Origin of the sequence: Chryseobacterium phosphatilyticum (assembly GCF_002899825.2) — a bacterium.
Lineage (GTDB): Bacteria > Bacteroidota > Bacteroidia > Flavobacteriales > Weeksellaceae > Chryseobacterium > Chryseobacterium phosphatilyticum.
Map to the genome: position 1 here is coordinate 452,500 of NZ_PPED02000001.1, position 26,993 is coordinate 479,492.

The 26,993-nt window shown below is 35.5% G+C and carries 26 protein-coding genes; 18 read left to right on the forward strand and 8 right to left on the reverse strand.

Annotated features, from left to right (window positions below; genetic code table 11):
- Positions 1–34 precede the first annotated feature (34 nt).
- Complete coding sequence (locus C1631_RS02025) at positions 35–982, forward strand: glycerophosphodiester phosphodiesterase family protein (RefSeq protein ID WP_109710095.1); 948 nt, start codon at positions 35–37, stop codon at positions 980–982.
- A gap of 85 nt (positions 983–1,067) precedes the next feature.
- Here C1631_RS02025 and C1631_RS02030 read toward each other — a convergent pair whose 3' ends face one another.
- The 4 genes from C1631_RS02030 to C1631_RS02045 all read right to left on the reverse strand — a co-directional run bounded on the left by C1631_RS02030 (position 1,068) and on the right by C1631_RS02045 (position 4,818).
- Positions 1,068–1,772, reverse strand: a complete 705-nt coding sequence (locus tag C1631_RS02030) for a porin family protein (protein WP_109710096.1) — start codon at positions 1,770–1,772, stop codon at positions 1,068–1,070.
- 407 nt (positions 1,773–2,179) lie between these two features.
- The gene (locus tag C1631_RS02035; protein ID WP_109710098.1) at positions 2,180–2,893 is read right to left on the reverse strand and encodes a porin family protein; all 714 of its coding nucleotides are present in this window, start codon (positions 2,891–2,893) and stop codon (positions 2,180–2,182) included.
- 422 nt (positions 2,894–3,315) lie between these two features.
- The gene (locus tag C1631_RS02040) at positions 3,316–3,903 is read right to left on the reverse strand and encodes a porin family protein (protein ID WP_103249528.1); all 588 of its coding nucleotides are present in this window, start codon (positions 3,901–3,903) and stop codon (positions 3,316–3,318) included.
- 270 nt (positions 3,904–4,173) lie between these two features.
- Positions 4,174–4,818: a porin family protein gene (locus tag C1631_RS02045; protein ID WP_103249529.1), complete on the reverse strand. Its 645-nt coding sequence runs from the start codon at positions 4,816–4,818 to the stop codon at positions 4,174–4,176.
- 500 nt (positions 4,819–5,318) lie between these two features.
- Between C1631_RS02045 and C1631_RS02050 the strand changes: the two genes are divergently transcribed.
- Positions 5,319–7,175, forward strand: coding sequence for a phage tail-like protein (locus C1631_RS02050; protein WP_109710100.1), 1,857 nt, complete (start codon positions 5,319–5,321; stop codon positions 7,173–7,175).
- A 142-nt stretch (positions 7,176–7,317) separates the two neighbouring features.
- Here C1631_RS02050 and aroB read toward each other — a convergent pair whose 3' ends face one another.
- A complete protein-coding gene (gene aroB, locus C1631_RS02055) occupies positions 7,318–8,364 on the reverse strand; it encodes a 3-dehydroquinate synthase (RefSeq protein ID WP_109710102.1) in 1,047 nt (348 codons plus the stop codon).
- A gap of 101 nt (positions 8,365–8,465) precedes the next feature.
- On the opposite strand from aroB, the gene C1631_RS02060 reads away from it, so the two are divergent.
- Positions 8,466–9,647: a pseudouridine synthase gene (locus tag C1631_RS02060; protein WP_103249588.1), complete on the forward strand. Its 1,182-nt coding sequence runs from the start codon at positions 8,466–8,468 to the stop codon at positions 9,645–9,647.
- A gap of 137 nt (positions 9,648–9,784) precedes the next feature.
- Here C1631_RS02060 and C1631_RS02065 read toward each other — a convergent pair whose 3' ends face one another.
- A complete protein-coding gene (locus C1631_RS02065; protein WP_109710104.1) occupies positions 9,785–11,350 on the reverse strand; it encodes an amidase in 1,566 nt (521 codons plus the stop codon).
- 168 nt (positions 11,351–11,518) lie between these two features.
- The gene (pncA, locus tag C1631_RS02070; protein ID WP_103249650.1) at positions 11,519–12,124 is read right to left on the reverse strand and encodes a bifunctional nicotinamidase/pyrazinamidase; all 606 of its coding nucleotides are present in this window, start codon (positions 12,122–12,124) and stop codon (positions 11,519–11,521) included.
- Between the two features lie 245 nt (positions 12,125–12,369).
- On the opposite strand from pncA, the gene C1631_RS02075 reads away from it, so the two are divergent.
- The 5 genes from C1631_RS02075 (at position 12,370) to C1631_RS02095 (ending at position 15,676) form a co-directional block, all read left to right on the forward strand.
- Positions 12,370–13,512, forward strand: coding sequence for a DEAD/DEAH box helicase (locus C1631_RS02075; RefSeq protein ID WP_109710105.1), 1,143 nt, complete (start codon positions 12,370–12,372; stop codon positions 13,510–13,512).
- A gap of 202 nt (positions 13,513–13,714) precedes the next feature.
- Positions 13,715–14,251 (forward strand): YfiT family bacillithiol transferase, encoded by a 537-nt coding sequence (locus C1631_RS02080; protein ID WP_109710107.1) that lies wholly within the window; start codon positions 13,715–13,717, stop codon positions 14,249–14,251.
- Positions 14,245–14,706, forward strand: a complete 462-nt coding sequence (locus tag C1631_RS02085; protein ID WP_228440962.1) for a DUF1569 domain-containing protein — start codon at positions 14,245–14,247, stop codon at positions 14,704–14,706. Before C1631_RS02080 ends, C1631_RS02085 begins: the two co-directional genes overlap by 7 nt.
- A complete protein-coding gene (gene ytxJ / locus C1631_RS02090) occupies positions 14,703–15,080 on the forward strand; it encodes a bacillithiol system redox-active protein YtxJ (RefSeq protein ID WP_109710109.1) in 378 nt (125 codons plus the stop codon). Before C1631_RS02085 ends, ytxJ begins: the two co-directional genes overlap by 4 nt.
- Complete coding sequence (locus tag C1631_RS02095; RefSeq protein WP_109710111.1) at positions 15,080–15,676, forward strand: Crp/Fnr family transcriptional regulator; 597 nt, start codon at positions 15,080–15,082, stop codon at positions 15,674–15,676. Before ytxJ ends, C1631_RS02095 begins: the two co-directional genes overlap by 1 nt.
- Positions 15,677–15,720: 44 nt before the next feature.
- Here C1631_RS02095 and C1631_RS02100 read toward each other — a convergent pair whose 3' ends face one another.
- On the reverse strand, positions 15,721–17,139 hold the full coding sequence (locus C1631_RS02100; RefSeq protein WP_109710113.1) for an aminotransferase-like domain-containing protein: 1,419 nt from the start codon (positions 17,137–17,139) through the stop codon (positions 15,721–15,723).
- Between the two features lie 97 nt (positions 17,140–17,236).
- Between C1631_RS02100 and C1631_RS02105 the strand changes: the two genes are divergently transcribed.
- The 10 genes from C1631_RS02105 to C1631_RS02150 all read left to right on the forward strand — a co-directional run bounded on the left by C1631_RS02105 (position 17,237) and on the right by C1631_RS02150 (position 26,979).
- A complete protein-coding gene (locus C1631_RS02105) occupies positions 17,237–18,121 on the forward strand; it encodes a DMT family transporter (RefSeq protein ID WP_109710114.1) in 885 nt (294 codons plus the stop codon).
- A 474-nt stretch (positions 18,122–18,595) separates the two neighbouring features.
- Positions 18,596–19,192 (forward strand): Crp/Fnr family transcriptional regulator, encoded by a 597-nt coding sequence (locus C1631_RS02110; protein WP_109710116.1) that lies wholly within the window; start codon positions 18,596–18,598, stop codon positions 19,190–19,192.
- A 541-nt stretch (positions 19,193–19,733) separates the two neighbouring features.
- Positions 19,734–20,321, forward strand: coding sequence for a YciE/YciF ferroxidase family protein (locus C1631_RS02115; RefSeq protein ID WP_103249312.1), 588 nt, complete (start codon positions 19,734–19,736; stop codon positions 20,319–20,321).
- 3 nt (positions 20,322–20,324) lie between these two features.
- The gene (locus C1631_RS02120; RefSeq protein WP_123966564.1) at positions 20,325–20,690 is read left to right on the forward strand and encodes a hypothetical protein; all 366 of its coding nucleotides are present in this window, start codon (positions 20,325–20,327) and stop codon (positions 20,688–20,690) included.
- Positions 20,691–20,703: 13 nt separating this feature from the next.
- The gene (locus C1631_RS02125; protein WP_103249314.1) at positions 20,704–21,081 is read left to right on the forward strand and encodes a hypothetical protein; all 378 of its coding nucleotides are present in this window, start codon (positions 20,704–20,706) and stop codon (positions 21,079–21,081) included.
- A gap of 36 nt (positions 21,082–21,117) precedes the next feature.
- Positions 21,118–23,256 carry a catalase gene (locus tag C1631_RS02130; RefSeq protein ID WP_109710117.1) on the forward strand — a complete coding sequence of 713 codons (2,139 nt, stop codon included), beginning with the start codon at positions 21,118–21,120 and terminating at the stop codon, positions 23,254–23,256.
- 117 nt (positions 23,257–23,373) lie between these two features.
- The gene (locus tag C1631_RS02135; RefSeq protein WP_109710119.1) at positions 23,374–23,874 is read left to right on the forward strand and encodes a CinA family protein; all 501 of its coding nucleotides are present in this window, start codon (positions 23,374–23,376) and stop codon (positions 23,872–23,874) included.
- 7 nt (positions 23,875–23,881) lie between these two features.
- Positions 23,882–24,679, forward strand: coding sequence for an SDR family NAD(P)-dependent oxidoreductase (locus C1631_RS02140; RefSeq protein ID WP_103249249.1), 798 nt, complete (start codon positions 23,882–23,884; stop codon positions 24,677–24,679).
- Positions 24,680–24,690: 11 nt separating this feature from the next.
- A complete protein-coding gene (locus C1631_RS02145; RefSeq protein WP_109710120.1) occupies positions 24,691–25,437 on the forward strand; it encodes an SDR family oxidoreductase in 747 nt (248 codons plus the stop codon).
- An 18-nt stretch (positions 25,438–25,455) separates the two neighbouring features.
- Positions 25,456–26,979 (forward strand): FAD-dependent oxidoreductase, encoded by a 1,524-nt coding sequence (locus C1631_RS02150; RefSeq protein ID WP_109710122.1) that lies wholly within the window; start codon positions 25,456–25,458, stop codon positions 26,977–26,979.
- Positions 26,980–26,993 lie beyond the last annotated feature (14 nt).

Consider the following 26,993-nt stretch of genomic DNA (forward strand, 5'->3'; position numbering starts at 1 on the left):
AAGTTTTAATTTTAACAGATTAAAATTTCGGGATATGAAAAACGTATTTTTTACAGGTATTTTCCTTGTTTTTACTCAATTTTATACTGCACAGTCTTTCGATATGCAGGCACACCGGGGAGGGAAATCCTTGTATCCGGAAAATACAATTCCGGCTATGAAGAATGCTTTGAAAATGAATGTCACGACCCTGGAAATGGATCTGGCTATAACAAAAGATAAAAAAGTAGTCCTTTCCCATGATGCTTTTCTTTCGCCTGAATTGGTTACAAAACCTGATGGGACCTATATTCCAAAAGATTCCGGGTTTTATTATAAAATCTATGAGATGCCGTATGCAAAGATCCGGACATTTGATGTAGGCTTAAAGAAATTGAATAACTATCCTGATCAAAAGAAAATGAAGGTGCAGAAACCTCTTTTTTCGGCTGTAATAGACTCTTGTGAAAGCTATGCCCGCGAATTGAAAAGACCTTTACCTTTCTACAATATTGAAACAAAGACCCGTCCTTTTTCTGACAATATCTTTCATCCTGAACCTCAGGAATTCGTTGATCTGATGATGAAAATTATTCTGGAAAAAGGAATTCAGGACAGGGTGATTATCCAGTCTTTTGATCCGAGAACCCTCGAGATTATTCACAAAAAATATCCTAAAATAATGACCGCTTTTCTGATAGAAAAGGTAGATGATAAAAAACTGGCTCAACAACAAACCTATTTTAAAAATATACCGCTGGAGAAATTTAAATTATATCCCAATCATCTTCGTGGTGTAGCGGGAGATATGAAATTTTTAAGTTTTACTCCAACGATTTACAGTCCTGAGCATAATCTCATTACTCCCGAGCTGATCAAAGAATGCCATGCATTAGGGATGAAGGTGATACCATGGACTGTTAATACCAAAGAAAGATTGAAAGAACTGAAAAATATGGGAATAGACGGTGTGATCAGTGATGATCCGCGTATATTTCAATAATTTAAAATAGCCGGAAGAAATTCTTCCGGCTATTTTATATCATGCAGAAATCTGCACTAAGAGTTAAAAAATTGGTTTATTTTAATTAGAATTTGTAGTTCAGACCTAATTGGAATACTCTGTTGTTATTCTCAGCAGCAGGTCTGCTCTTATCGATTTTAGTCAAGCTATTTACATATCTTGCACTAATACCGATATTATTAGTAATATCATATCCAAGACCAAGACCTAAACCGAAGTTGAACCTGTTGATTTGGTCTTTATCAAGATCCTCAGAGTGAGATTCTGTTTTTGTAGTAGTAACTCCTCCTGTAGTACTTGAAATTGTTGATTCTCCTTTGTTTTTTCCATTGATGAAATAACTGAATTCAGGTCCAGCCTCAATGTAGAATTTCTCCATTGGTCTCATCTGTAGCATTAAAGGAACTGAAATATAGTTCATAGTTACTTTATCCTCTCCTTTAGTTTTAATCGTTGTTGAGCCTACAGTATTTTCTGTTGAATATACTACATCTCTGGCACCCATTTGATTGTAAAGTACCTCTGGTTGTAAGCTGAATTGTTTAGAGATTGGGATATTAACGAACGCTCCTGCATGAAATCCTAATTTTTGGCTATTCATACCAAATTTTTGCTCACTGAAATAAGCTGAGTTTCCTCCTGCTTTGATACCAAATCTAATTGGTTGAACATCGTTTTTTAATGGAGAGGCGGTTGCTGTTTTAGTTGTTTCCTGAGCGAAAGCTAATGTACCAGCAGTTAATGCTAATCCTAAAAATAACTTCTTCATAATTTTATTCTTTTAATTTTTTTACTATTTGTTTGTCTACGATTTATCAATCAGACTTGAATTATTTTGCAAATTGCTTGCCAAACTCGAAAAAGTCTTATCTACAGGGGTGTTGAAGTGGTTTTTAAGGATTGTTTCTTTTGTACTTTTAATCTTTTTTTATGAAAAAATATGTTACATAGGTTTGTATTTCGTAAAGAATTTTAAACTAAAATGGGTTTTATATGTATAATTTAAATATGTTTTTTTAAGAAAAAAATAATGATATCTATAATGAATACAAATAGGAGTTGACCTAATTCTCAACAAAACGGGAAATATTTTTGTTGGAATGTGTGCTGATACCCATAAAATAGAAAAAACCGAACATTTTACTGCCCGGTTTTGATTTGAAAATAAAGAAATCTTTATTTGAATTTGTAAGCTAACCCAATTTGAAATGAATTATTTTTAACTCTGCTATCGGAAGGACTATTCTTATAAATGCCCGTAAGTCCGGCTGTAAATCTTGCTGTTGCTGCCAGATTTTGAGTTAAATAATATCCTGCAGCGATGCCCACTCCAAAATTGAATGTATTATAGAAATCTTTCTCAATTTTCCCTGAAAAATGTTCAGTATATGAAAATGATTTATTACCCGATACTTCCGTAGTAGTTTGCTCTCCTTTTATTTTTCCGCCCAATAACAATCCGAATTCAGGTCCCGTTTCCACATATAATTGAGGCAGAATGTTATATTGAACCATAATAGGAAGAACAAGGTAATTCAGGGTTGTTCTATGACTGCTGTCAGTGGCAAAACCATAAACGTTAGAATAGTGACTAAAACGATTTTGTGTCTTTGAGCCCAGTTGAGTGAAAAGAAGCTCAGGCTGTATGTTAAATTTTTCTTCTACAGGAATATTCACAAAGAGACCTGCATTAAAACCAGCTTTTAGTTTTTCATTATTGTCAAAGCCTTCGTTTTCCGAGATAGAATTATAAGTAGAAGTGTTGAAACCGGCTTTCATTCCAAAAATAACAGGAGAGGAAGATTTTTCTTTTTGTGGTGGATTTTCATTTTCTTGCGCATTTACCAGTAAACCTCCTGAAAATACCAGACACAGAAATAATTTTTTCATGGTTTAAACTTTAAATTAATTTCTTGAGCCTAGCAAAATTGCCAAAATAAGCACGATTTATAAAAGTCATGTTGTAAGCGAAAAAGTCAGGCTTAAACAAGTAAACCTGACTTTTTCTATTGAAATCAAAATGTATTTTTAAATAATGACAACCCGATGCAAATGCATGTTTTGACCAACTTTGTCTCAGTAATATTCTTCGTAAAAAATAGCCGGGCTGATTGATCCGGGTTTTGAAATGGAAATATTCCATTAAAATTACAGAAATAGCAAGTTGGAAATGTTGCGAAATTGGATACAATCAAAACATAAGAGGCAAATTCCTTGCCAAAAAAAATGATTTACGGAATTATATAAAAAAAAGTCAGATTAAATAATAATCTGACTTTCTATTGATATAAAATTTGTTATCAAGCGTAAGTTTAGAATTTGTAAGCCAATCCAACCTGGAATACTCCGTTCTTTACAGAATCACCACCGATTCTGTCTTTAGCGATATCAGTTAAACCTGCAACATATCTTACATTAACTCCGATGTTTGGAGTAAAGTAGTATCCAGCTCCAAGACCTAGTCCAAAGTCAAACGTTTTAGTACCGTCTTTAGCATCAATAGAAGTATTGCTATCCTTTAATTTTGAGTTTATTAAGAAACTGAATTGAGGACCTGCTTCTAGATATAAATTTGGAAGAGCGTTATATTGGAACATTACGGGTACAGCGATATAATCTAAATTCAACTTTACATCACTGTTAGACTTAGCTTTTGCTCCCATTCCACTGTATAAAACTTCAGGTTGTACTGAGAAGTCTTGTGCTACAGGAATATTTGCAAATACACCTCCGTAAAATCCTGCTTTAGAATTCCATCCACCATTTGACAGGCTTGAAACGTTAAGACCAGCTTTTAAACCAAATCTAATTGGAGAAGAAGATGCAGTATTTGATGAAGTTTTTTGTGCGAAAGTAAAAGTACCTGCTACTAAGGCAAGGCCTAAAAGAATCTTTTTCATAAGTATTTATTTAATAGTTTTTAAGTTTTATTTAACAGTTTGTTTATTATCAAACACTGTGCCAAAAAATCAAATTATTTATTTTTTTTAGTCATGTATGTTTTTACATGAAATAATTGAATAGTGATTTTTATTTTTAATGGTTAAATTTCAATAATTTCTGCTTTTTAATTTATTTTATTTTGAATTAACTCAATAAAAAAGGTCAGATTAAAAAATAATCTGACCCTTTTGTATTGAATATAAAATTTGTTAGTGAATGTAATAAGCTTATTTGAATTTATAAGCTAAGCCAACCTGGAATACATTGTTCTTTACAGCGTCACCTGAGTTGTTTTTATAAATATCAGTAAGACCTGCCGTATATCTTGCCGTAATTCCTAAGTTTTGAGTGAAGTAATATCCTGCACCAATACCAATACCGAAGTTAAAGGTTTTAAAGTCATCTTTATTAAGACTAGAAACCTGAGAGCTTGTATTACTATTGGTAGAGCTTTTGAATTTATCATTGGCACTTACCAAAAATCCAAATTCAGGACCTGCTTCAAGATAAAATTCAGGAGTTGCATTATACTGGAACATTACCGGTACTGCGATATATCCTAAATTTCTGGAATATTCATCTTTATATTTATTTCCTACAAATGTATATTCTCTCGTTACTTTTGAACCCAGGTCATTATAAATAACCTCTGGTTGTACACTAAATGAACTAGCTAGTGGAATGTTGGCAAATACTCCCGCATTAAACCCGATTTTAGATTTAGAATCACTTAAATCAGCTCCGTTAGAAAGTGAAGATACGTTCATTCCTCCTTTTACCCCAAACGTTGCTGAGCTTACTGAAGAAGGTGTTTGCTGAGCGAATGCCAATGTACCTGCAGTTACTGCCAATCCTAAAATTAACTTTTTCATAACTTTAATTTTTAAATTTTACTCTTTCTTTAATTTTAAATTTTACTACTGATCAACATTTTCAGTTGAACGCAGAGTATCTTTCAAATTACTTGCCAAAAATATTTTTTATGATGCAAATCAATAAAAAAATCACTAAACGTTTATATGATTTTATTTGTAATTGATTGATAATTAATTGAATATAAATTCAAATAAACATTTGTTTAGATAGAGTTTAAATTGACAATTTTGTCAAAAAAATATCTGCTTTATGTATTATAGAATTTTATTTGTAGAGCCATTGATACTCTAATGACGATTAAAAATAATAGCTTCTATTGCGAGCTAAAATTTTAGCAGAAGCTATTCATTAAGTCCTGATTTCTGCAAAAGAGCCTGACAGAAGCGTATCCATATCATTTTGCTTTACTAATTTTGTGTTTCTTATAAAAATGATAACCTGATCCTCTTGCGAAACGATTCCTTGAATTTCGTAAGAATTCACTAACCTCTACAACATGAAAAAATGCACGCTGCTGCTGTTATTTCTTTTTTTTGAAAACAATTTCCAGGCCCAGGTGGGTATCAATACAACAACACCTGATCCGTCCTCAACTCTTGATATTGCAGGTTTTAATAAAGGTCTTTTGATCCCCAGAGTACCCTTAACCGGAAGCTCAGATACTGCCACAATACCGGCGCCTGCCAATTCTTTAATGATTTATAACACTGCTTTTTCAAATGATGTCTTACCAGGGTATTACTACTGGAGTACAACTGCGGGACGCTGGACCAAAGTACTGGATGATCTGACACCTATTGTGATGACAGGATGGAGCCTGACCGGAAATTCAGGGATGGTAAACGGAATTAATTTTATAGGCACTTCTGATAATGTTGATGTTATTTTTAAAAGAAATAATATTGTATCGGGTGTATTAAACACTACCAATACCATCTTTGGAGTCAACAGCTTAACAGCTAATACAACAGGGCTTAACAATACTGCGGTAGGCGTTAATAATTTAATTTCGAATACAATAGGAAGTATGAATACAGCGATTGGGGCAGAGGTGTTGAGCAACAACAAATCCGGGATACAGAATACCGGCTATGGATATCGGGCTTTATATTCAAATCTGGATGGAAATAATAATGTTGCCAATGGTTATTTTTCACTCTATTCTGCTAAAAGTACAATAGGCAACGTTGGGATCGGAGCCAGTTCTGTTCGTGAGCTTATTTCCGGAGACCACAATATAGGAATAGGAGGGGATGCTCTCCGTTTGATTCCCGGTGGAAGGGGAAATACTGCGATTGGCGGATCTGCAGGATATAACTTAAACACGGTGAATAATTATAATACTTTCATAGGCTTCCGGGCAGCTGCAGGACTTGTTTCCGGAAAATCGAATACCATTATAGGAGCCAATGTGACCGGCCTGCCCGCCTCACTTTCCAATAATGTTATCATTGCTGATGGTGATGGGAACAGAAGAATCAATATTGACCAGAACGGGAATATAGGAATTGGAACCAATACTCCACAGTTCCCCTTGGATATCCGTTTAAAGACTGCCGTATGGCCTCTACCGGTATCCAGTCTTACATATTACGGAATAAGTCCTGATTCAGGCTCTTTTGCCGGAACGTTAACTACTTATCCGAATTATACTAATGATATGGGAACTTTCAATACCAATACTTCTATCTATGCAGATGGAAATATCATATCGGTAGGAAAGCTCAGTGTAGCACAAAGCTCTCTTTTTTCAGATAAAAGGATTAAAAACATCAAAGGGAAGTCAGATGGAGTGAAGGATTTAATGATCTTAAAAAAGCTCAGCATTACCAATTATCTCATGAAAGATGAAGCATTGTATGGCAAACAGGAATTTAAAAAGGTGATTGCACAGGAAGTGGAGGCCATATATCCTCAGGCAGTTAATAAAAGCAATGTAAAAACTTTTATCCCGAATATCTATCAGTTGGCTAAACAAAACGGATCTGTTTTTACCTTTGAAAAGCCTGTTGCTATTGCTAAAGAAGATAAGTTTCTTAAAGTATATGATGAAACAGGGGAATTTGTTTTGGAAATACAAAACAGCACTTCTAATAGTATAACAGTAAACCTGGCTGGTAAAGACCTTAAAGGGAAGTTATTTGTCTACGGAACGGAAGTATCAGATTTAAGAACTGTAGATTATGATGCTTTATCGATGCTGAATATCTCTGCAACTCAGGAATTAGCAAAAAAAATAGAGGCTTTAGAAAATGAAAATCAAGCCTTACAAAAAGTAAATAGGGAAATGAAGCATACCCAGGCCATTTTTGAACAGCGTTTAAAACACCTGGAATCTTCTTTTGCAAAGTAGAAATTATTTTGACAGTTATCAATACACAAGCCTGACTATTTAAAGTCAGGCTTGTATTCTTTTTATAAGAAAGGATAGTCTGGCAAAAAGTAAAATAAAAACTATTCGTTTAGGTTTTTTAAGCTAAAAAGAAAAGTTTGATTTAAAGATCATTCAGTTTTTTATAAAAATGAATGGCTTCCAGAATATTTTTCTGACTACACTGATGGTCATAGGTACACGAACCTATTCCTGTAAGCAGTGAAAAATTGATTTTACTGTCTGTATTTTTTTTATCATTCATCAGTAATGCTGTAATATCTTCATCTTTAAAATCACTGATATCCAAATAAGGATAATATCTCTGGATATTTTCAATAATCAGTTTCGAATCATCTTCCGAAATAAGACCTTCCAGATAAGCCAGGTGAGCTTCAGAAATCATTCCCATGGCAACAGCTTCTCCATGAAGAATAGGATTTCCCTGTTGCAGACATAGACTCTCCACCGAATGTCCTATGGTATGACCAAAGTTGAGGGTCTTTCTGATATTGCTCTCGTGGAAGTCTTTTTCTACTACCTCTTGTTTGATGTTCATAGATGTTTGGATATGAGGGGTTACAGTTCCTACCTCAAGTTTTTGGATCTGAATCAGCTGATTCCAGTGCGATGTATCGGCAATCAATCCGTGTTTCAACATTTCTGCAAAACCACTTCTCAGTTCTTTAAAAGGTAATGTCTCTAAAAACTTGGGAAAAATAAATATCTGTTCAGGGAAGGCAAAAGTTCCTACCATGTTTTTGTAATGCATCAGGTCAATTCCTGTTTTTCCTCCGATAGAGGCATCACACATGGAAAGAAGGGTAGTAGGAATATTGATAAATTGTATTCCTCTTTTATAGGTAGAAGCAACAAAACCTCCCATATCTGTAATCACACCGCCACCAAGATTGATAACCAGTGCTTTTCTGTCTGCCTGCATTTCCGTAAGAATTTCCCAAAGTTGATTGGCGGTCTGGATATTTTTCATTTCCTCACCGGCTTCAATCTCCAAAATTTCAAATCCCAGATCGGTTTCCATATTCCCTAAAAGAGTAGGAAGGCAATATTCATGGGTGTTTTCATCGACTAAAATAAAAATTTTGCTGAATGACTTCTCATGAAGAAAGTCGTTGAGCTGGGAAAAATCATCGTTTAATATTGTTATCATCTCCAAATATATGTAAGGTTAAAATGTAAACTATACTGCAAAGTTATGATTCTTAATTTTTAACTCGTAACTAAATTACTATCTTTGCAGAAATTTTTAGAATGAGCAGAGATAATAATAATTCAGACAGACCAAAGAGACCAAGAATTTCAACCAAGAAAAGTTCTGATGATTCTCGTGCTTCCAGATCTGGAAATTCTTCAGGATCAAAACCTTTTAAAAAACCTTTTTCTAAGGACGGCACAAAAAAAGGGCCGGAACATAAAGGATCCAATTCAAGATTTGAAAAAAAACCTTTCAAGAAAAATACAGACTCTTTCCATCAATCCAATGAAGATTCTGGTTCAAAATCTGAAAGTAGAGCTTATATTACCAATAAAAGTGAGAGCTACGAGAAAAAATCTTTTGGAAAACCTAAAAGAGGCGGTAAAAGCTTCGATACAAGAGACAAGTATGAAAGAGGAAGTCTGAAATATGGCAGAAGACCCTCTAGTGAAGATGACAGAAATGATGACAAAACAAGATCTTTTGTACAGAAAAGAAGGCTGAATAAAATTGAAAAGGACGTTTATAAAGACAGTATCCGTCTTAATAAGTATATTGCAAATTCAGGAATCTGCAGCAGAAGAGAAGCAGATGAGCTTATTACTCAGGGGCTGGTAGAGGTAAACGGACAGGTGGTAACGGAAATGGGATATCAGGTACAAAAAACGGATAGAGTCGTTTTTGATGGACAAGGTATTACTCCTGAGAAACCTGTGTATGTACTTTTAAATAAGCCAAAAGGTTATATTTCAACAACAAAGGATGATAAGGCCAGAAAAACGGTAATGGATCTTGTAGCCAATGCTTCTCCATACAGACTTTTCCCTGTGGGAAGACTTGATCGCTCTACAACGGGAGTTATTTTGTTAACGAACGATGGACACATGACTAAAAAATTGACGCATCCATCATTTGATGCTAAAAAGATTTATCATGTAACACTGGATAAGAAGTTAACAGGTGAAGATCTGCGTCTTATTGCAGAAGGGATTCGTCTTGACGAAGGATTAGCTGTTGTTGATCAGATTTCATACATTGAAGGAAAACCTAAAAATGAGATCGGAATTGAAATTCACATCGGATGGAACCGTGTGATCAGAAGAATATTCCAAAGATTAGGATATGAGGTGGAATCTTTAGATAGAGTAATGTTTGCCGGATTAACGAAGAAGAATATCAAGAGAGGACACTGGAGAATCCTTTCAGAACTGGAAGTAAATAATCTTAAAATGCTTTAAAATAGCTACAGGTTATGACCTTTTAGATTCTACTTGTACTATATTTTATTCTTCATAAGAACTATTTTACGTTTAAAGATAAAAAAGCGCAGAAAATAATTTCTGTGCTTTTTTATTTTTTACAATTAATTTAATGTTTATTGTCCGGTTAAGAATTTCGGTGCTTTTCTTTGCGGGTTGGTTTGTTCAAAAGTATATGCCATATTAATGAGTTTTCCTTCTTCCCATTTTCGGGCTGAAAATAAGATCCCGACGGGTAATTCATCAATATATCCCATGGGCAGTGTAATACTGGGATAACCTGCAATCGCAGCTGCATCGGCACTTCCAAAGGTGTACTGGTCTCCGTTTTTAAGGTCTGTTTTCCAGGCTTCGGTAGTTGCGGGAGAGATAATAGCATCCAGCTTATATTGGTCCATCACTAAATCTATTCCTTTTTTGCGACTTCCTTCCTGAGCTATTTTTACGTTTTTACTATAATTTTTATCTTTTATTCCGTTACTTTTGGCGGCAAGCTCTAGGTATTCCTGCCCAAAATATTGTAATTCTTCCTTATTTCTTTTATTAAAAGCGATTAATTCATCAATGTTTTTGATAACGGCATTTTTACCTAAGGATAAGAAGTATTTATTTAAGCCGTCTTTAAATTCATTAATCATCAGTTGAAATGACTTTTCCTGAGTTTCATCTGAAAGGATGTCTTTTTCTATTTTAATAATAACAGCTCCCTGCGCTTCCAAAACTTTTAAAGTCCGAAGAAATAAGTCATCCACTTTTTTACTGGCTCCTTTTGTTATATCTTGCGTGTATCCAAGCCTTTTCCCTTTTAAACCATTCAAATGAAGGAATTTTGTGTAGTCTGTATCTGAAAATGAAGTGTTACCAATAGTTTTTTTGTCATCCTTGTCTTCTCCTACCATCGTTCCGAGACTTATTGCAATATCTTTTACTGTTCTTGCCATGGGTCCTGCAGTATCCTGTGAAAAAGAAATAGGGATAATCCCTTGTCTGGAAATTAAGCCGACAGTAGGTTTTAACCCAACAATTCCATTAATGCTGGAGGGACAAATGATGGATCCGTTAGTTTCTGTACCGATTGCAATGATACCGAGATTAGAGGATATTGAAGCACCGGAACCGGCACTGGATCCGCAGGTATTTCTATTCAGAATATATGGGTTTTTAGTAAGTCCGCCCAATCCGCTCCAGCCGCTTGTCGATTTTTCACCTCTGAAATTTGCCCACTCACTAAGATTGGTTTTTCCAATAATGACAGCACCTGCTTCTCTCAGCTTTTTAACGAGGTAGCTGTCTTGTAATGGGAAAGAATTCTTTAATGCAAGAGAACCTGCTGTGTTGGGCATTTTATCATGAGTATCTATATTATCTTTTAATAAGACAGGAATTCCAAATAAGGGTGTATTCTTAAATTTTGAATCCAAATGATCCAAAGAATCAGCAATTTTAACAGCATCAGGGTTGGTAGTGATTACAGAGTTCAATTGTATTCCGTTTTTATCGATGTCATTGATGCGCTTAAGGTAAGCTTCAACGACTTCTTTTACTGTGACCTTATTACTTTTATAAAGATTTTGTATTTTTTCAATATCATATTCCAGATATTTGAATTGAGAATCTGATGTATTTTGAGCCTTTGTAAAAATTCCCAAAAAGAGGACTGCAGATAGAATGACTTTTTTCATTAATGATGTTTTTTTCAAATATAGAGAATTATCATAAATTCAAGACATTCTTTAATCACTATCAGGAACCCATTATTTTATTAAAGAAAAAGCGCAGAAAGAAATTTCCGCGCTTTTGAAAGTATAGTATATAAATACATTTAAGATACTAGCACTGACTGGATTTGATTAACCAAGAACAGTGACTCCTTTTTCAATCATTTCGTAGATTGCATCTCTGCCATTGTCCGGTTTTACGTTTACGGCACGGGTTCCATTGAAATGCAGACACGTAATATAACCATTAGAGACCGCATCTAAAGCGGTAAATTTCACGCAATAATCCATTGCTAATCCAACAATTTCTACTAATTGAATGTCGTGATATTTCAAGAAATCATCCAGACCTGTTTTCATAAAATGATTATTGTCCTGGAATCCGCTATAGCTATCGATCTCAATATTTTTACCTTTTTGGATAACATGAGTTACTTTATCCTGATTCAGGTCTTTATGGAACTCTGCTCCGAAAGTTCCCTGGATGCAATGATCCGGCCACATAAATTGCGGAACTCCATTTAAAATAATATTTTCCCCGACGTTTCTGCCATTGCTGCTCGCAAAACTTTTATGTCCTGCAGGATGCCAGTCTTGAGTCAAAATAATCTGATCATATTCGTTTTCTTCCATCAGAAGATTAATGTAAGGGATTATTTCATTTGATCCAGGGACTGCCAATGCACCGCCTTCACAAAAATCATTCTGTACATCGACTATTATTAACGCTTTTTTCATATTTAGATTTCTCGAATTTTTGATAAATTTACGAAACTAATACACAAAAATTTGTCCAAAACTGAATTATCGGACAAATCGGCAATAAAAAAATAAAAGACAGGAGATAGAAGCAGGAAGTTGTTTTTCGTGATGTATCGACTGACTGCCACTACAGAATAACCATTATCACTTTATTCCCCCATAACGCCGCTTCAAGCCTTTTACATATCAAAAGCGTATCTTTGCCGTAAATAAATATTTTTATGTCATTTGAGTCTTTAGGATTATCATCCAATATTATTCGTTCTGTTAAAAAATTGGGTTATCTAAAACCATTTCCTATCCAGGAACAGGCAATTCCTGTTATTTTACAAGGGAAGGATCTGATGGGAATTGCACAGACAGGTTCCGGAAAAACGGCTTGTTTCGTAATGCCAATTTTAGAAAAACTACAGAATTTGGAAGTGAAAAAAGACCGTAATGTTCAGGTTTTAATAGTGGTTCCAACCCGCGAATTAGCTATTCAGATTGATGAGGTTTGTAAGGCTTTTACCGGAAATTTAAAAAGGGAAATCCGTACAATGGCTGTTTATGGTGGTGTTTCTATCAACCCACAGATGAAAGGGATGTTTGGAGTAGAGGTTCTCATCGCAACACCCGGACGTTTATTAGATTTGATTGATCATAATGCCTTGAGTATTTCAAAAATCCAGCATTTGGTGATTGATGAAGCTGATAAGATGTTTCAATTGGGTTTTGGTGAAGAAATGAATAAACTTTTTGCATTAATGCCTGTCGTGAAGCAAACCATATTATTTTCAGCAACTTTAAATGATAAGGTTTCTGAAATGAAAGAGCGTTTGTCTATTGATCCTGTTATTGTTGAAATTAAGAAAGAAGAAATTGAAATAGATAGTATCGAGCAGTTGGCATATCATGTTTCTCCAGAAAGAAAAGGTCCTTTTTTAAGATATTTAATTAAAGAAAAGAAAGTTGAAAAAGCCTTGATTTTTGTTTCATCTACAAGAGCAGCAGATAACCTGGTGGAAAAACTTAAAAAAAATAAAATCAAGGCAGTCGCTATTCATAGTCAAAAATCACAAGGAGCGCGTAGAAATAATTTAGAAGAATTTAAAGTGAATGGAGCACAATTTTTGGTGGCCACAGACCTGATTGGCAGAGGAATTCATATCGAATCCTTACCTTGTGTAATCAATTATGAATTACCACGTTCGCCTTTAGATTACATTCACCGTATTGGAAGAACAGGACGTGCCAACGAAAAAGGAACCGCGATTAACATACTTACGGATGATGAATTACAGCATTTCAGAGTAATCCAGAAGAAAATGGGAAAAAAAGTGCCCTTACAACGAACCGAAGATGTTGATTTACACGGTTACTAAGTTATAATATAACAAGGCTTCAGTTCTGAACAACTGAAGCCTTATTATTGAAAGATATCTACGGTTTTATGAGTACAATTAATACTTTCTTCATTTTAGATTCTTGAATTTTTGATACATTTACACCAGCCTTTATTGAATGAATGGTCTGAAAGACTAATGGCAATGAAATTTAGATATATTAAAAATTAAAACCTGAACAATGAGTGATTTAGAGAATAAAAAATTTCCAATAGGACAGTTTGAAGCTCCTGAGAATATTAATGATATTGCTTTAGATGTTTATATTAAAGTTATTAAAGATTTTCCGGGAAGGCTCAAAAATCTCATTGAACATTTTACAGATGAGCAGCTGGATACCCCTTACAGAGAAGGAGGGTGGACGGTAAGACAGCTTGTTAATCATCTTTCAGACAGCCATATGAATAGCTTTATTCGTTTTAAACTGGCACTTACCGAAGATAACCCTACTATTAAACCTTATGACGAAGCCAAATGGGCAGAACTTCAGGATAGTTTTCATATGCCCGTGAAACCGGCTATGAGAATGCTTAAAGGAACTCACCAAAGATGGATAACGCTTTTAAAAAGTCTTACCAATAAACAGTTTGAAAGAACCTTTCATCATCCTGAGCATAACAAAGATTATAATTTAAGAGATAGTCTTGCCTTATATGCCTGGCATTGTAATCATCATTTTGCACATATTGAAAATCTGAAGAAAGAAAAAGGTTGGTAAAGAAAAAACTCAATAATTCCAAACATTACTGGGAAATTACAGATAGGATTTCCAAACTTTCCGAAGACTCCCCAGGGAAATGGGGAAGGATGAATGTATCCCAAATGCTAAAACATTGCGATCTTGTACTTCAGGTTGCTTTAAAAAAGATAGAACTTCCACGTGTTAATATCCTCTTCAGGGCCATAGGAGCCATGACGAAGGTAGAAATGTATGTTTTCAATAACGGAATTCCCAGAAACATGCCTACTTTTCAAAAACTAATTGTTAATTTTGAGTGTGATTTTGATGAATCAAAAACCAATCTGCTGAAAACGCTGGAGGAATTCCGGGTTGCATGTGACAACAAAAAACTACCGGACAGCCACAGATTATTCGGAAATATGACTGAAAAGGACTGGGAATTTTTAGAGTATAAACATCTTGATCATCATTTAAAACAATTTAATGTATGAGTTTTTTTGATAAAATATTTGGAGGAAAAAATGAAGCCCCTGATCAAAAATCTTTCTGGAAAAAGATAGAATCTGAAGAAGATCTGGCAAAAGCCATTGAGAATTCTTATCATCATAAAATAGCGATATTCAAACATTCAACAAGTTGCTTTATCAGCAAGACCGTTTTGAGGAATTTTGAAAAGGAGGTTGAAAATTCTGATCAACAGATAGATTTATATTTTCTGGATCTGTTAGCCCACAGATCTATTTCAAACAAAATTGCGGCAGATCTTGAAATAAGACATGAAAGCCCGCAGTTGATTGTTATTGAGAACGGAAAGCCCGTTTACAGCTCTTCACATGAAGATATCTCTTTAAGCCAGATTGTATAATGAAGAATATTAATAATTATTTAGCCAAAGTATTGAATGTCCCTCTTCAGAATGTGAACACATGTAGCCTGCATTATGAAGTAAAGAAAATTCCTAAAAACCAGTTTCTTCTTCAATATGGCGAAATATGCAGGCATATCTTTTTTGTAGAGAAAGGTCTTTTAAAGATGTATTCTATTGATAAAAACGGAAAAGAACATATTATACAGTTTGCTCCTGAAAGCTGGCTCATTTCTGACCGAAGCAGTCTTTATTTTAATGAAAATTCAAATTATTATATAGAAGCTGTAGAGGATTCTGAAGTTCTGTTCCTGCATCCTGATTTCTTTAATAAACTGGTTGAACAGTTTCCAAATAGTATTGAAAGAAGTGACTTCCTGTTGCAGAAACATATCAGAAGTCTTCAAAACAGAATAAATTCTTTATTGGGCGAGACTGCAGAAGAAAGATATATGAAGTTCATTAAAATGTATCCTGACTTATTGCTGAGAGTTCCCCAATGGATGATTGCTTCTTACCTTGGTATCACTCCTGAGAGCTTAAGCAGGGTAAGAAAAGAATTGGCAAGAAAGAATTTCGTTCCTGATAAAAAATAATGCAAAAGTAGGAAACCGGATGTATCCAGTTTCTTTTTTCCTTATTATAAATAAATCTTTTTGGCAAGATGGCCAACCTGTCTGAGTTTTGACTGGGTTTCCTGTGACCAAGGAAGCCCGATACAAAGTCTCATACAGTTTTCAAACTGCTCCTGTAAAGTAAACATTCTTCCGGGAGCAATACTTATATTCTGTTTAATAGCCAGATCATAAAGCTCAGTAGTGCGGATTTTTTTGTCAAATTCTATCCAAATAGATAACCCTCCTTGTGGACGGCTTGTTTTTGTACCTTCCGGAAAAGATTCAGCGATGGTTTGTACATAATTTTGATAATTATTTTGCAGTGTTTTACGAAGCTGCTGAAGATGCTTTTCGTATCTCCCTGACTTCAGAAAATTGGCTACCGCCTCATTAACAATTGAGATGGATGAAGTAGAATGTAAAAGCTTAAGCTTTAAAATTTTATCCTTATACTTTCCGGGAGCGATCCAACCTACACGATATCCGGGAGCCAGTGTTTTTGAGATTGAGCTGCAGTATAAAACACTCCCGTCTTTATCGAAGGATTTGCAACATTTTGGACGGGATGAACCGAAATAAAGATCTCCATATACATCGTCTTCAATCAACGGGATATTATTTTCAGAAAGAATTTTTACCACTTCTTTTTTATTTTCATCAGGCATGCAACTCCCCAGTGGAGAATTAAAATTGGGGATCAGCAGACACAGATCTATTTTGGGAATTACTTTCTTTAATGCTTCCACTTCAATTCCTGTAGTAGGATGGGTGGGAATTTCCAGCACTTTTAATCCTAATCCATTCGCTAGCTGTAGAATTCCGGGATAGCATGGGCTTTCGATGGCAATGGTGTCTCCGGGTTTTCCTAAAGCCATGAGGCAAAAAGATAAGGCATTCATACCTCCGTTTGTTGTAATGAGATCATTTTCGCTGAGGTTACCTCCCCATTGTAAGGAGCGTACTGCGATCATTCGTCTCAATTTTAAATTTCCCTGAAGTTCCTCATATTCAGTTCCTCCTTCTTTCAGCTCACGTATAGCATGTACAATTTCTTTTTTCAGCTTAGCTTGTGGTAAAAGATCTCCGGAGGGAATTCCGATAGAGAAAAAGGTAAGATCTTTCCGTCCCATATTTTCATATACCTTACTGATCAATTCATTCGGCTCATCATTATTGGCCATTAAAGAAGGACGGCTTACCTCAGGTAAAGGAAGTTTCACAGACAGCAACTGGCTTACAAAATAACCGGATTGCGGCTTTGATTCTACCAGAGATTGTGATTCGAGTTCCAGAAAAACCCGCTTTGCAGTGTTCATACTTACCTGATGTTCCTGACATAGCATTCGGACCGATGGAAGCTTGTCTCCAGCCTTCAAAACTCCGTTTTTAATTTGGGTGGCAATGCCTCCTGCTATTTCTGTATATAAAAATTCTTTACTCATTTTTTTTAAACTGTGCTCATGCAAATATACAAAACTGATACTGTGTTTATTTATTTTTCCTTTCTAATTTTGCTGCATACAATTAAAACGTAGAAAAATGATGACAAATACAATTTCAAAGGATCAGGCCGTAAGCGGATGGATCAATGGTTTCATAGGGGTACTGCTCTTTAGTGGCTCAATGCCGGCAACAAAGTTAGCAGTTATGGAAATGGACCCGATTTTTGTTACCATAGCCCGTGCCGTCATTGCTGGAATATTGGCTCTTTCGGTTCTGTTGATCTATAAAGAAAAGCGTCCTGCAAAAAATCAGATATTTTCATTGGCGCTTGTTGCTATCGGATGTGTGATTGGATTCCCATTGCTTTCTTCATTGGCATTACAATACCTCACTTCAGCCCATTCTATTGTCTTTCTGGGAATGCTTCCACTGGCCACCGCTATTTTTGGTGTGTTTCGGGGTGGAGAAAGACCGCATCCTGTATTTTGGTTATTTTCTGTTATTGGAAGCCTTTTGGTGATAGGATATGCTGTTTCTCAAGGGATTTCAGCTTCTCCGATCGGAGATATTCTGATGTTACTGGCAGTTATTTTATGTGGATTAGGATATGCGGAAGGAGCTAAACTTTCCAAAACATTAGGTGGGTGGCAAGTGATTTCCTGGGCGTTGGTGCTGTCTTTACCTATTATGCTTCCCTTGTTCTTTATTTATTTTCCCGGCAACCTGGAGGCGGTTAGTTTCAGAGGTTGGTTTGGACTAGGATATATTTCTTTATTCAGTATGTTTATCGGTTTTATATTCTGGTATAAAGGACTAGCGCAGGGTGGGATTACTACTGTAGGGCAACTTCAGTTATTACAACCTTTCTTTGGATTGGCATTGGCAGCATATCTTCTTCATGAGCAGGTAAGTATAGGCATGTTAGGAGTTACGGTTGGAGTTATTTTATGTGTTGCGGGAACTAAAAAGTTTGCGAAATAGGAAAATTATTATGATTCAGTTTATAAAATAACAGATAGCTTAATAGTTTATTATAAATCTGTCACCAAAGAAAATATGCATGACATTCTTATCGCTTTTTTACTTTTTGTTTAAAAAGGAATTTATGTCTCAGGTAACTGAAATATCCGATACATAAGAAAAAAGAGGTATCCCTGGTCATATTTGCAAAAACCGTTTTCGAATTATGGAAACGGTTTTTGCATTTAACAGTTTTATAGAAGATTATGTTGAAAATGTGGTATCAAAATAATCAATTTATTTAACCTTTTTATGTAAATAATAAATCATAATTTGAAAAACATCCTTAAGTTAATATGTATTTTAACTTTTTTTAACTTATTTCACAAATGTAAAGGTGCGATTTTTGTATAAAGAAAAGAATCAGTTCCCAATGATATTTTTACTAAGACTAAGAGAAAAGAAGAAGAAAAAACAACACCAAAAACAACTATTATGGTTATCGACGAAAACATTTTGATTTCAGCGGGAGCAGAAACGAGACATTATACCCCTTCAGAAACTTTATTTTCAGAAGGAGACATTCCTAATTATTATTACCAGATCATTACAGGAGAGGTGAAACTCAATAATTATAATGAGGAAGGAAAAGAATTCATTCAAAACATCTTATCCGATGGTCAAAGCTGTGGAGAATCTATCCTTTTCGTGGATAAGCCTTATCCTATGAATGCTGAAGCTATTACAGAGTGCAGTGTTCTAAAACTTCATAAATCCATTTTTTTCAATCTCCTGAACGAGTCTCCGGAATTGTATGTGGAAGTCAACAGCTTTCTTTCCGAACGTCTTTATTATAAATTTATCATGATGCAGAATCTATCATCCCAAAATCCTTCCATAAGGCTTAAAGGATTGATGGATTATCTTAAAAGTTTTCAAAAGGATTTGAGCCCTTATTCTTTTTTGATTCCATTAACCAGGCAGCAGATGGCAAGCCTTACAGGGCTTTGCGTAGAAACGGCAATAAGGACGATTAAACATATGGAAAGGGATAAAATAGTGAGAATTGAAAATCGCAAAATTTTATACTAAAAATATTGTATGTGTATTATTAGCAATTTTTATATGTATAAGAAGATTGCCTGGCTTTAAGGATTGTATAGAAACTGTGATGAGAACGCATAAAACAGAAAAAGAAGAATATTGACTTTAAAAATCTGATAAATTTTATATTAATATACATTGATATGACTCAGATCATAAAAAAATGAATGTTTTATATATACATTTGATATATAGGTCTTTATTACATTCTTAAGCACTTAGTAAAAGGCACGCAAAAAGCATTTTGCTTTTATCTATCATTGTAAAATTACCGACACCCCCTCGTTGCCGTCTGATACTAGCCGCGGACTATAACATCCATCACTAAATATTAATAAAAATCAGTTATGAGCACTATAAATTCAAGAGACAGCAGTGAAAACCAACAGGCAGACTTCCCACGGAAACGGAAGAATTTCAGGTCGTTCCGGATTCAGTGTCAGAAGTAATTCATAATTCTTTTTCCTGGATTACTTCTTTAGCTATCAATAAAGAGCTGATCCTTTTAAAATAAAATACCATTCACACCATGCCAAATAAAATATTAGAAACGAACAATGCAATTTCTGCCACCAAAAAAGGAACGGCAGACAAATCAACCGTCAACAAGGATGAAATGAAAAATTCACCGCTTCACAAGTTCTTTGTAAGTGCCCTTAAAGACATTTACTATGCGGAAAATGCTATTCTTGAAGCATTGGAAAAAATGCAGGAAGCTGCTACAACAGAAGAACTGAAAGATGCCTTTGAAGATCATCACCTTCAGACCCAGAAACACGTTAAACGTCTGGAAAAAGTTTTCAAACTCATTGACGAAAAGCCTGAAAAGAAAGAATGTAAGGCTATACAAGGAATTATTGAAGAGGGTGAAGAAGCCATCAGATCAACGGAAGACGGCTCTGCTACAAGAGATGTTGCACTAATTATTGCAGCACAAAAAGTGGAACATTACGAAATTGCCACTTATGGCGGGCTTGCCCAACTTGCTATTACTATGGGGCATAATAAGGCTGCTGACCTTCTGGAAAGAACACTTCAGGAAGAAGAAGATACCGATTCTCACCTTACTGATATTGCGGAAATCTCCATCAATTTTGATGCAGAACAGGAAGATTAAAACATGCATATAATAAACCATGTAGCCTATTGTACAGGGCTTATTTTAATCATGAAATCAAACTATATGGAATGTCAGAAAATTATAAGAATGCTGAAACACAAGGAGTTTATAAAAGTATCCCATACAGGAAACTGTTTTGAAGATGGAGCCGCAATCTATGCTAAAGAGATCAAAGAAAACATCTTTCTTTTATTTGTTATTCTGAAAGATATTGATATTGAAAATATACAGGCATTAATTGCTCATTTCGATTGTTTTGGTAGTATTGGTCTAAAAGAACCTGAACAGATTATGTTTTATTTGTCTATAAAAGATAAAAACGACCTGCATTATTTTGAACAATATTTAAAAGCTTCTGTTAACTAATAACCTTATACCTATGATATTTGAAAATGAGACATGGCAACATTCAGGGTTGAATGATAAAAATAATGTACTGGAGAATGAATCATTATTTCCGGTTATTATTAATTCGTATGGAGTTACCGCTTTTTTGATAAAGTCTTTGGAAAAGATTAAACACAATGCGACATGTGAAGTCCTGAAAGGAGTAATAGATACTTATTTAGAAGAATATATCCTCAATATCCGTGATTTTCATTCTAAAAACACAACGGAAACAAGAAGTATGGATGCGGAAATAAGATTTGAATCCCCTGCCTTCAGTTTGTATGCTAAAACAGCTTATTATAAAGTTTTGAAAGAGGAAGAGTATATCAACAGGCTTCTTAAGACCCTTGAGAGTAAAACTGATTAGTTCTTTAGTCTACAATACACCAACCACAAAAAGATTATGAATATGAAAACCAACGAACCTAACAAAAAAGCAGAACAACTGGATTTACACAGTACTTCTAATGAAAATGAAAAGCTTACCACCAATCAGGGGCTGAAGATCAATAATAATCAGGATTCTTTAAAAGCAGGAGGACGTGGTCCTTCATTGTTGGAAGATTTTATTCTAAGAGAAAAAATTACGCATTTTGATCACGAACGAATCCCTGAAAGAGTAGTGCACGCACGCGGTTCCGGAGCACATGGGATTTTTAAACTCAATAAAAGTCTCGCAGATTATACCAAGGCTGGTTTTTTAACGAAAGTAGGTAAGGAAACCCCGGTTTTTGTAAGATTCTCAACTGTTGCCGGAAGCAAAGGAAGTACTGATCTTGCAAGAGATGTACGGGGGTTTGCTATTAAATTTTATACAGAAGAAGGTAATTATGATCTGGTAGGAAATAATATGCCTGTATTTTTTATTCAGGACGCTATGAAGTTTCCGGATCTTATACACGCTGTAAAACCTGAACCTGACAATGAAATACCGCAAGCTGCTTCTGCACATGATACTTTCTGGGATTTTATCTCGTTGATGCCTGAAAGTATGCATATGGTTATGTGGCTGATGAGTGACAGAGCGATCCCAAGAAGTCTGAGGATGATGGAGGGATTTGGAGTACATTCTTATAAATTCATCAATGACGAAGGAAAAGTACACTTTGTAAAATTCCACTTTAAACCGAAGCTAGGTGTTCATTCAGTAGCCTGGAATGAAGCTCAGGTTATATCCGGCGTAGATTCTGATTTTCATAAAAGAGATCTTTGGGAAGCGATTGAAAACGGAGATTATCCGGAATGGGATTTCGGAGTACAGCTGATTCCTGAAGATGATGAACATAAATTTGACTTTGATCTTCTTGACCCCACTAAGTTAGTACCTGAAGAAGAAGTACCGGTAGAAATATTCGGAACATTGACACTAAACCGAAATCCTGATAATTTCTTTGCCGAAACCGAACAGGTTGCTTTTCATCCGGGACATATTATTCCAGGTATTGATTTTACCAATGATCCATTGCTGCAAGGCAGACTATTTTCATACACTGATACTCAGTTATCCAGACTGGGATCCCCCAACTTTCATGAAATCCCTATTAACAGGTCTATAAACACTGTCCATAATAATCAAAGGGACGGACATATGAGACAGCAGATTGTGAAGGGAAAAAGCAGTTATGACCCCAATTCTACAGGAGGCGGATGCCCTTTTCAGGCGATGATGTCTGAAGGAGGCTTTGTATCGCAGGAAGAAAGAGTTTCGGGAACTAAAATCAGAGAAAGAAGCAAAAGTTTTGTGGATCATTATTCACAGGCCAAATTATTCTACAACAGTCAATCGACACCGGAGAAACAACATCTTGAAAATGCATTGATTTTTGAATTATCCAAAGTATCCCTGCCGGAAGTCAGAGAAAGGCTTGTCGGGCAACTTGCTTATATCGATATGATTCTTGCCTCAAGAGTAGCCGAGAAATTAGGCGTTGAAGTAAAAAAATTAGACTGGCCAAATCAAAGCCTACCCGCAGACAGTACTATAGCAGATCTGCAAAGCGAAGAAAAAGAGCCGAAGACAAAGGCCTCTGAAGCATTGAGTATGCGGAATACCATTAAGAACACGATCAAAAGTAGAAAAATCGGATTTATTATGGCTAATGGGATAAACGGAGGAGAAGTCGATGACCTTAAAAAAACACTGGAAAAAGAAGGGGCAAGAGTTGAATTTATTGCCCCCACCTTGGCTAAAGTCAGTGCGGATGACGGTGAAGAGTTTATTCCTAAACATTCCCTGACAAGTACTTCCAGTGTTTGTTTTGATGCTCTTTTTATTTGTTCAGGCGAAGGATCGGTTAAAGAGCTGATGATTCCTGAGAATAAACATCTTGTATTACACTTTATTAATGAAGCCTATAAACATTGTAAAGCCATTTATTTTGGGACAGATACAGAAATGCTTCGTAACAAGAGTAATGTTGGTTTAGAAAAACGTGAAGATCCGGCAATCATCACCCGGGAAGATGCCAATCCTAAGGAAAAATTTATCCAAGCTATAGAAAAGCACAGAGTCTGGGATCTTGAATCGGAAAGAAATAGGTAAGTATACCTAATACCTTCACACCACATATTATAGTAAAAAAGCTGCAGAATGAACACAGACTGCAGCTTTTTGACCCGAAAGTACCTTACTATCTCCACATCATAAAAATTTACAATTATGGAATTTCAAAAAAATCTTCTCGACTATATCAGCCAATCTCTGATGACTGCAGATGAAACAATTTCAATTGCTGAAAGTGTTACTTCAGGATGTTTGCAGCTGGCATTTTCACAAATGCAGAATGCTTCTTTGTTTTATAAAGGAGGAATGACAGCTTATACTTTAGCGGAAAAAGTAAAATTATTGAAAGTAAACAGACAGGAAGCAGAAGATTGTGATTGTGTTTCAGGGAATATTGCTGAAACCATGGCATCAAATGTTGCCAGATTATATGAATCGGATTGGTCAATTGCCACAACAGGGTATTGCACACCAGTCCGAAATTCAGGGTATAAAATTTTCACCTATTTTTCCTTCTCTTATAAAGGGGAAATTATTCTCACCAAAAAGCTGGAACTACATCCTAAAACACAAGCTTTGAATGCGCAGCTTTATTATACGGAATTTATTTTGGGATGTTTGAAAAGTGAATTGAACAGGCTATTAATCTTACAATAAATACCTTATGGAACGCAAAAATCAATATGTTCTCATTACAGGCGCCACAAGTGGAATAGGATATGAACTCGCCAAGCAGTTTGCTAAAAATGGTTATGATTTAATTATAGTAGCCAGAGATCATGAAGAATTAAGCAAGAAAATGAGTGAATTCAAAGAATACGGAATTAATGTTATAAGTATTTCTAAAAATCTATTTCTTCAAGATGAAGTATATTCTCTTTATTCAGAGCTCAAAATGAATGCCATAAGCCCTGAAATACTGGTGAATGATGCGGGACAAGGTGTATACGGAAAGTTTCAGGATACAGATATTCATCGTGAGCTAGACATTATTAATCTAAATATCATCGCTGTTATCTTATTGACTAAACTGTTTATTAAGGACCGGTTGCCTAAAGGATCGGGAAAAATTTTGAATCTGGCTTCTGTGGCCGGTAAAGTTCCCGGTCCCTGGCATTCGGTATATCATGGCACAAAAGCCTTTGTATTATCATGGTCGGAAGCAATTCATGAAGAGCTGAAAGATTCAGGAATCAGTGTGACAACACTTTTACCAGGTCTCACCAATACAGATTTTTTTAATAAAGCAGACATGAATGGGAGCAAACTCATTGAAGATAAAGATGATCTGGCTTCACCGGAAGAAGTGGCTTTGGATGGCTATAATGCTTTAATGAATGGTGATGATACAATCATCTCAGGATTGAAAAATAAGCTTTCAGTAGCTATTTCTAACCTCGTTTCTGATAGTATGGTAGCCCAAAGAGTAGCTGAAATGCAAAAGCCGGTTACCGGAAAGTAAATGATAAAGAAATGGGAAAGCTAAACAATAAATCAGTTTTGATTACCGGCGCCGACAGTGGAATTGGGAGGGCTGTGGCACTTCTTTTTGCCTTGGAAGGAGCTGATATTGCTATTATTTATCATTCCAGTGAGGATGATGCTAAAAAGACAAAAAGTGAGATCGAGAATCTGGGTAGACAATGCATCATCTTTCGGGGTGATATTAATGATTATGAATTTTGTGAAGAAACTACCCGAAATGTAATTGCATCATTTGGGAAAATTGATATTCTGGTCAATAACGCTGCTGTTCAGTTTCCTGAAAAAAATATTGAAAAGCTTGATGAAGCTAATATCAGGAAAACATTCGATTCCAATATTGTTGGAATGATTTTATTAACAAAAGTTGTTTTTTATTACCTGAAAAAAGGAAGCTGTGTGATTAATACGACGTCGGTTTCTGCTTATCAGGGGCATCCCGAGTTGCTGGATTATTCAGCAACTAAGGGTGCTATAGTATCTTTTACGCGGTCGCTGGCTGTTCAGGCCAAACCAAAGGGAATACGTATCAATACTGTAGCTCCTGGTCCTGTGATAACACCACTTACGAAAGAAACATTTGATGAAAAAGAAGAAAATCCGACAAAGCCTCCTTTGGAAAGAAATGCTACTCCGGAAGAGATTGCTTTTAGCTTTCTTTTTTTAGCGAGTGAAGATGCCGCTCAGATCACCGGTCAGGTCCTTCATCCTAATGGGGGAATAATTATAAACGGATAAAATTCAAAAAACCAGGTCATGTATAGAGACGGAGCAAGAAAAAGTATATGGCAAGATGAAATCAAACGATTTTCTACGGAAACAGATCTTAGCCAGTTATTTAGTGTAGCCATTGTAGGTGGTGGAATTACCGGTGTGTCAACTGCCTTGAAGCTTCAGGAATCAGGTGAAAAATGTATTATCCTTGAAGCAGCCAATATTGGTTTTGGAACAACCGGAGGTACTACGGCTCATCTCAATGATTTTTTTGACACTACTTTTACCAAGGCTATTCAGGATTTTGGATTAGAAAATGCAAAATTATATGCGGAATCCGGTAGAGATGCTATTGCAATCATTGAGGGGCACATTGATAAATATAAAATAAGTTGTGATTATGCCAGAAAAGCAGCTTATCTCTTTGCTTTGGATGAGGAACAGGAAAAGAAATTAAAAAGTATTGCAGAGGGTGCTGCTAAAGTGGGACATGAAATGACCTATGTAAATGAAATTCCTTTTCCTATGCCATTCAAAGAGGCGGTATGTATTCCGGGACAAGGATATTTTCATCCTGTAAAATATATTAAAGGTCTTTGTGAAGCTTTTATCAGGCTCGGAGGTGAAATAGAGGAAAATTGCCGTTGTGAAAGTCATGATGAAAACGAAGATCATGTCATTTTAAAAACCTCAAAAGGGGAAATAAGAGCAAAACAGGTAATTTATGCTACTCATATTCCTCCAGGAATTAATGTTCTGCATTTTACCAACGCACCATACCGCAGTTATGCTATTGCTTTTACCTTGAAAGATAATAAATATCCATGGGAGCTTGGCTATGACCTGAGCGATCCTTATCATTATTACAGGATTCAGGAATGTGATGGTGAAAATCTTTTGATTGCGGGTGGAGAAGACCATAAAACAGGGCATGCTGATGATACGGGAGAACATTTTTCAAAACTTGAAAATTACATCAGACAATATTTTGAGGTAGAAACAGTGCATTATAGCTGGTCCAGTCAATATTATGAGCCTGTGGACGGATTCCCTTACATTGGAAAACTTCCGGACAGTAAAGGAAAAATTTGGGTAGCTACAGGTTTCAGAGGTAACGGAATGATATTTGGCACTCTCTCTTCTCAGATTCTTCATGATATGATTATTACTGGTAAAAGTAAATACCAGAATTTGTTTAATCCGACAAGAATAAAGCCGGTTGCAGGATTTTCAGATTTTGTAGAAGAAGCTTCCAGTGTTGTATTTGACTTTATAAAAGATAAAATTTTTGTCGATAAAATAGCTTCTTTCTCAGAAATTAAAAATGGAGAGGGAAAAGTGATTCGCTATGAATCGGAATCATACGCTCTCTACAAAGAAAATGACGGAACGCTGCACCTTTTAAAAAGCACTTGCCCGCATGCTGCCTGTGAAGTCCGGTGGAATAGTGCTGAACTAAGTTGGGACTGTCCTTGCCACGGTTCCCGATTTAATGTAAATGGTAAAATGTTGACAGGTCCTGCCACTAAAGATTTACAAAAAGTATTTCCTTATCAGAAATACTAAATAACAAACATTAA

Bases quoted from the DNA above. Each gene is read 5' to 3' on its own strand.
- C1631_RS02135 (WP_109710119.1), top strand. From the start codon at position 23,374: ATGGAATTTCAAAAAAATCTTCTCGACTATATCAGCCAATCTCTGATG.
- C1631_RS02080 (WP_109710107.1), top strand. From the start codon at position 13,715: ATGAGTGATTTAGAGAATAAAAAATTTCCAATAGGACAGTTTGAAGCT.
- C1631_RS02110 (WP_109710116.1), top strand. From the start codon at position 18,596: ATGGTTATCGACGAAAACATTTTGATTTCAGCGGGAGCAGAAACGAGA.
- C1631_RS02130 (WP_109710117.1), top strand. From the start codon at position 21,118: ATGAATATGAAAACCAACGAACCTAACAAAAAAGCAGAACAACTGGAT.
- aroB (WP_109710102.1), bottom strand. From the start codon at position 8,364: ATGATAACAATATTAAACGATGATTTTTCCCAGCTCAACGACTTTCTT.
- ytxJ (WP_109710109.1), top strand. From the start codon at position 14,703: ATGAGTTTTTTTGATAAAATATTTGGAGGAAAAAATGAAGCCCCTGAT.
- C1631_RS02050 (WP_109710100.1), top strand. From the start codon at position 5,319: ATGAAAAAATGCACGCTGCTGCTGTTATTTCTTTTTTTTGAAAACAAT.
- C1631_RS02035 (WP_109710098.1), bottom strand. From the start codon at position 2,893: ATGAAAAAATTATTTCTGTGTCTGGTATTTTCAGGAGGTTTACTGGTA.
- C1631_RS02040 (WP_103249528.1), bottom strand. From the start codon at position 3,903: ATGAAAAAGATTCTTTTAGGCCTTGCCTTAGTAGCAGGTACTTTTACT.
- C1631_RS02105 (WP_109710114.1), top strand. From the start codon at position 17,237: ATGATGACAAATACAATTTCAAAGGATCAGGCCGTAAGCGGATGGATC.
- pncA (WP_103249650.1), bottom strand. From the start codon at position 12,124: ATGAAAAAAGCGTTAATAATAGTCGATGTACAGAATGATTTTTGTGAA.
- C1631_RS02025 (WP_109710095.1), top strand. From the start codon at position 35: ATGAAAAACGTATTTTTTACAGGTATTTTCCTTGTTTTTACTCAATTT.
- C1631_RS02115 (WP_103249312.1), top strand. From the start codon at position 19,734: ATGCCAAATAAAATATTAGAAACGAACAATGCAATTTCTGCCACCAAA.
- C1631_RS02030 (WP_109710096.1), bottom strand. From the start codon at position 1,772: ATGAAGAAGTTATTTTTAGGATTAGCATTAACTGCTGGTACATTAGCT.
- C1631_RS02075 (WP_109710105.1), top strand. From the start codon at position 12,370: ATGTCATTTGAGTCTTTAGGATTATCATCCAATATTATTCGTTCTGTT.
- C1631_RS02100 (WP_109710113.1), bottom strand. From the start codon at position 17,139: ATGAGTAAAGAATTTTTATATACAGAAATAGCAGGAGGCATTGCCACC.
- C1631_RS02150 (WP_109710122.1), top strand. From the start codon at position 25,456: ATGTATAGAGACGGAGCAAGAAAAAGTATATGGCAAGATGAAATCAAA.
- C1631_RS02060 (WP_103249588.1), top strand. From the start codon at position 8,466: ATGAGCAGAGATAATAATAATTCAGACAGACCAAAGAGACCAAGAATT.
- C1631_RS02145 (WP_109710120.1), top strand. From the start codon at position 24,691: ATGGGAAAGCTAAACAATAAATCAGTTTTGATTACCGGCGCCGACAGT.
- C1631_RS02120 (WP_123966564.1), top strand. From the start codon at position 20,325: ATGCATATAATAAACCATGTAGCCTATTGTACAGGGCTTATTTTAATC.
- C1631_RS02140 (WP_103249249.1), top strand. From the start codon at position 23,882: ATGGAACGCAAAAATCAATATGTTCTCATTACAGGCGCCACAAGTGGA.
- C1631_RS02125 (WP_103249314.1), top strand. From the start codon at position 20,704: ATGATATTTGAAAATGAGACATGGCAACATTCAGGGTTGAATGATAAA.
- C1631_RS02045 (WP_103249529.1), bottom strand. From the start codon at position 4,818: ATGAAAAAGTTAATTTTAGGATTGGCAGTAACTGCAGGTACATTGGCA.
- C1631_RS02095 (WP_109710111.1), top strand. From the start codon at position 15,080: ATGAAGAATATTAATAATTATTTAGCCAAAGTATTGAATGTCCCTCTT.
- C1631_RS02065 (WP_109710104.1), bottom strand. From the start codon at position 11,350: ATGAAAAAAGTCATTCTATCTGCAGTCCTCTTTTTGGGAATTTTTACA.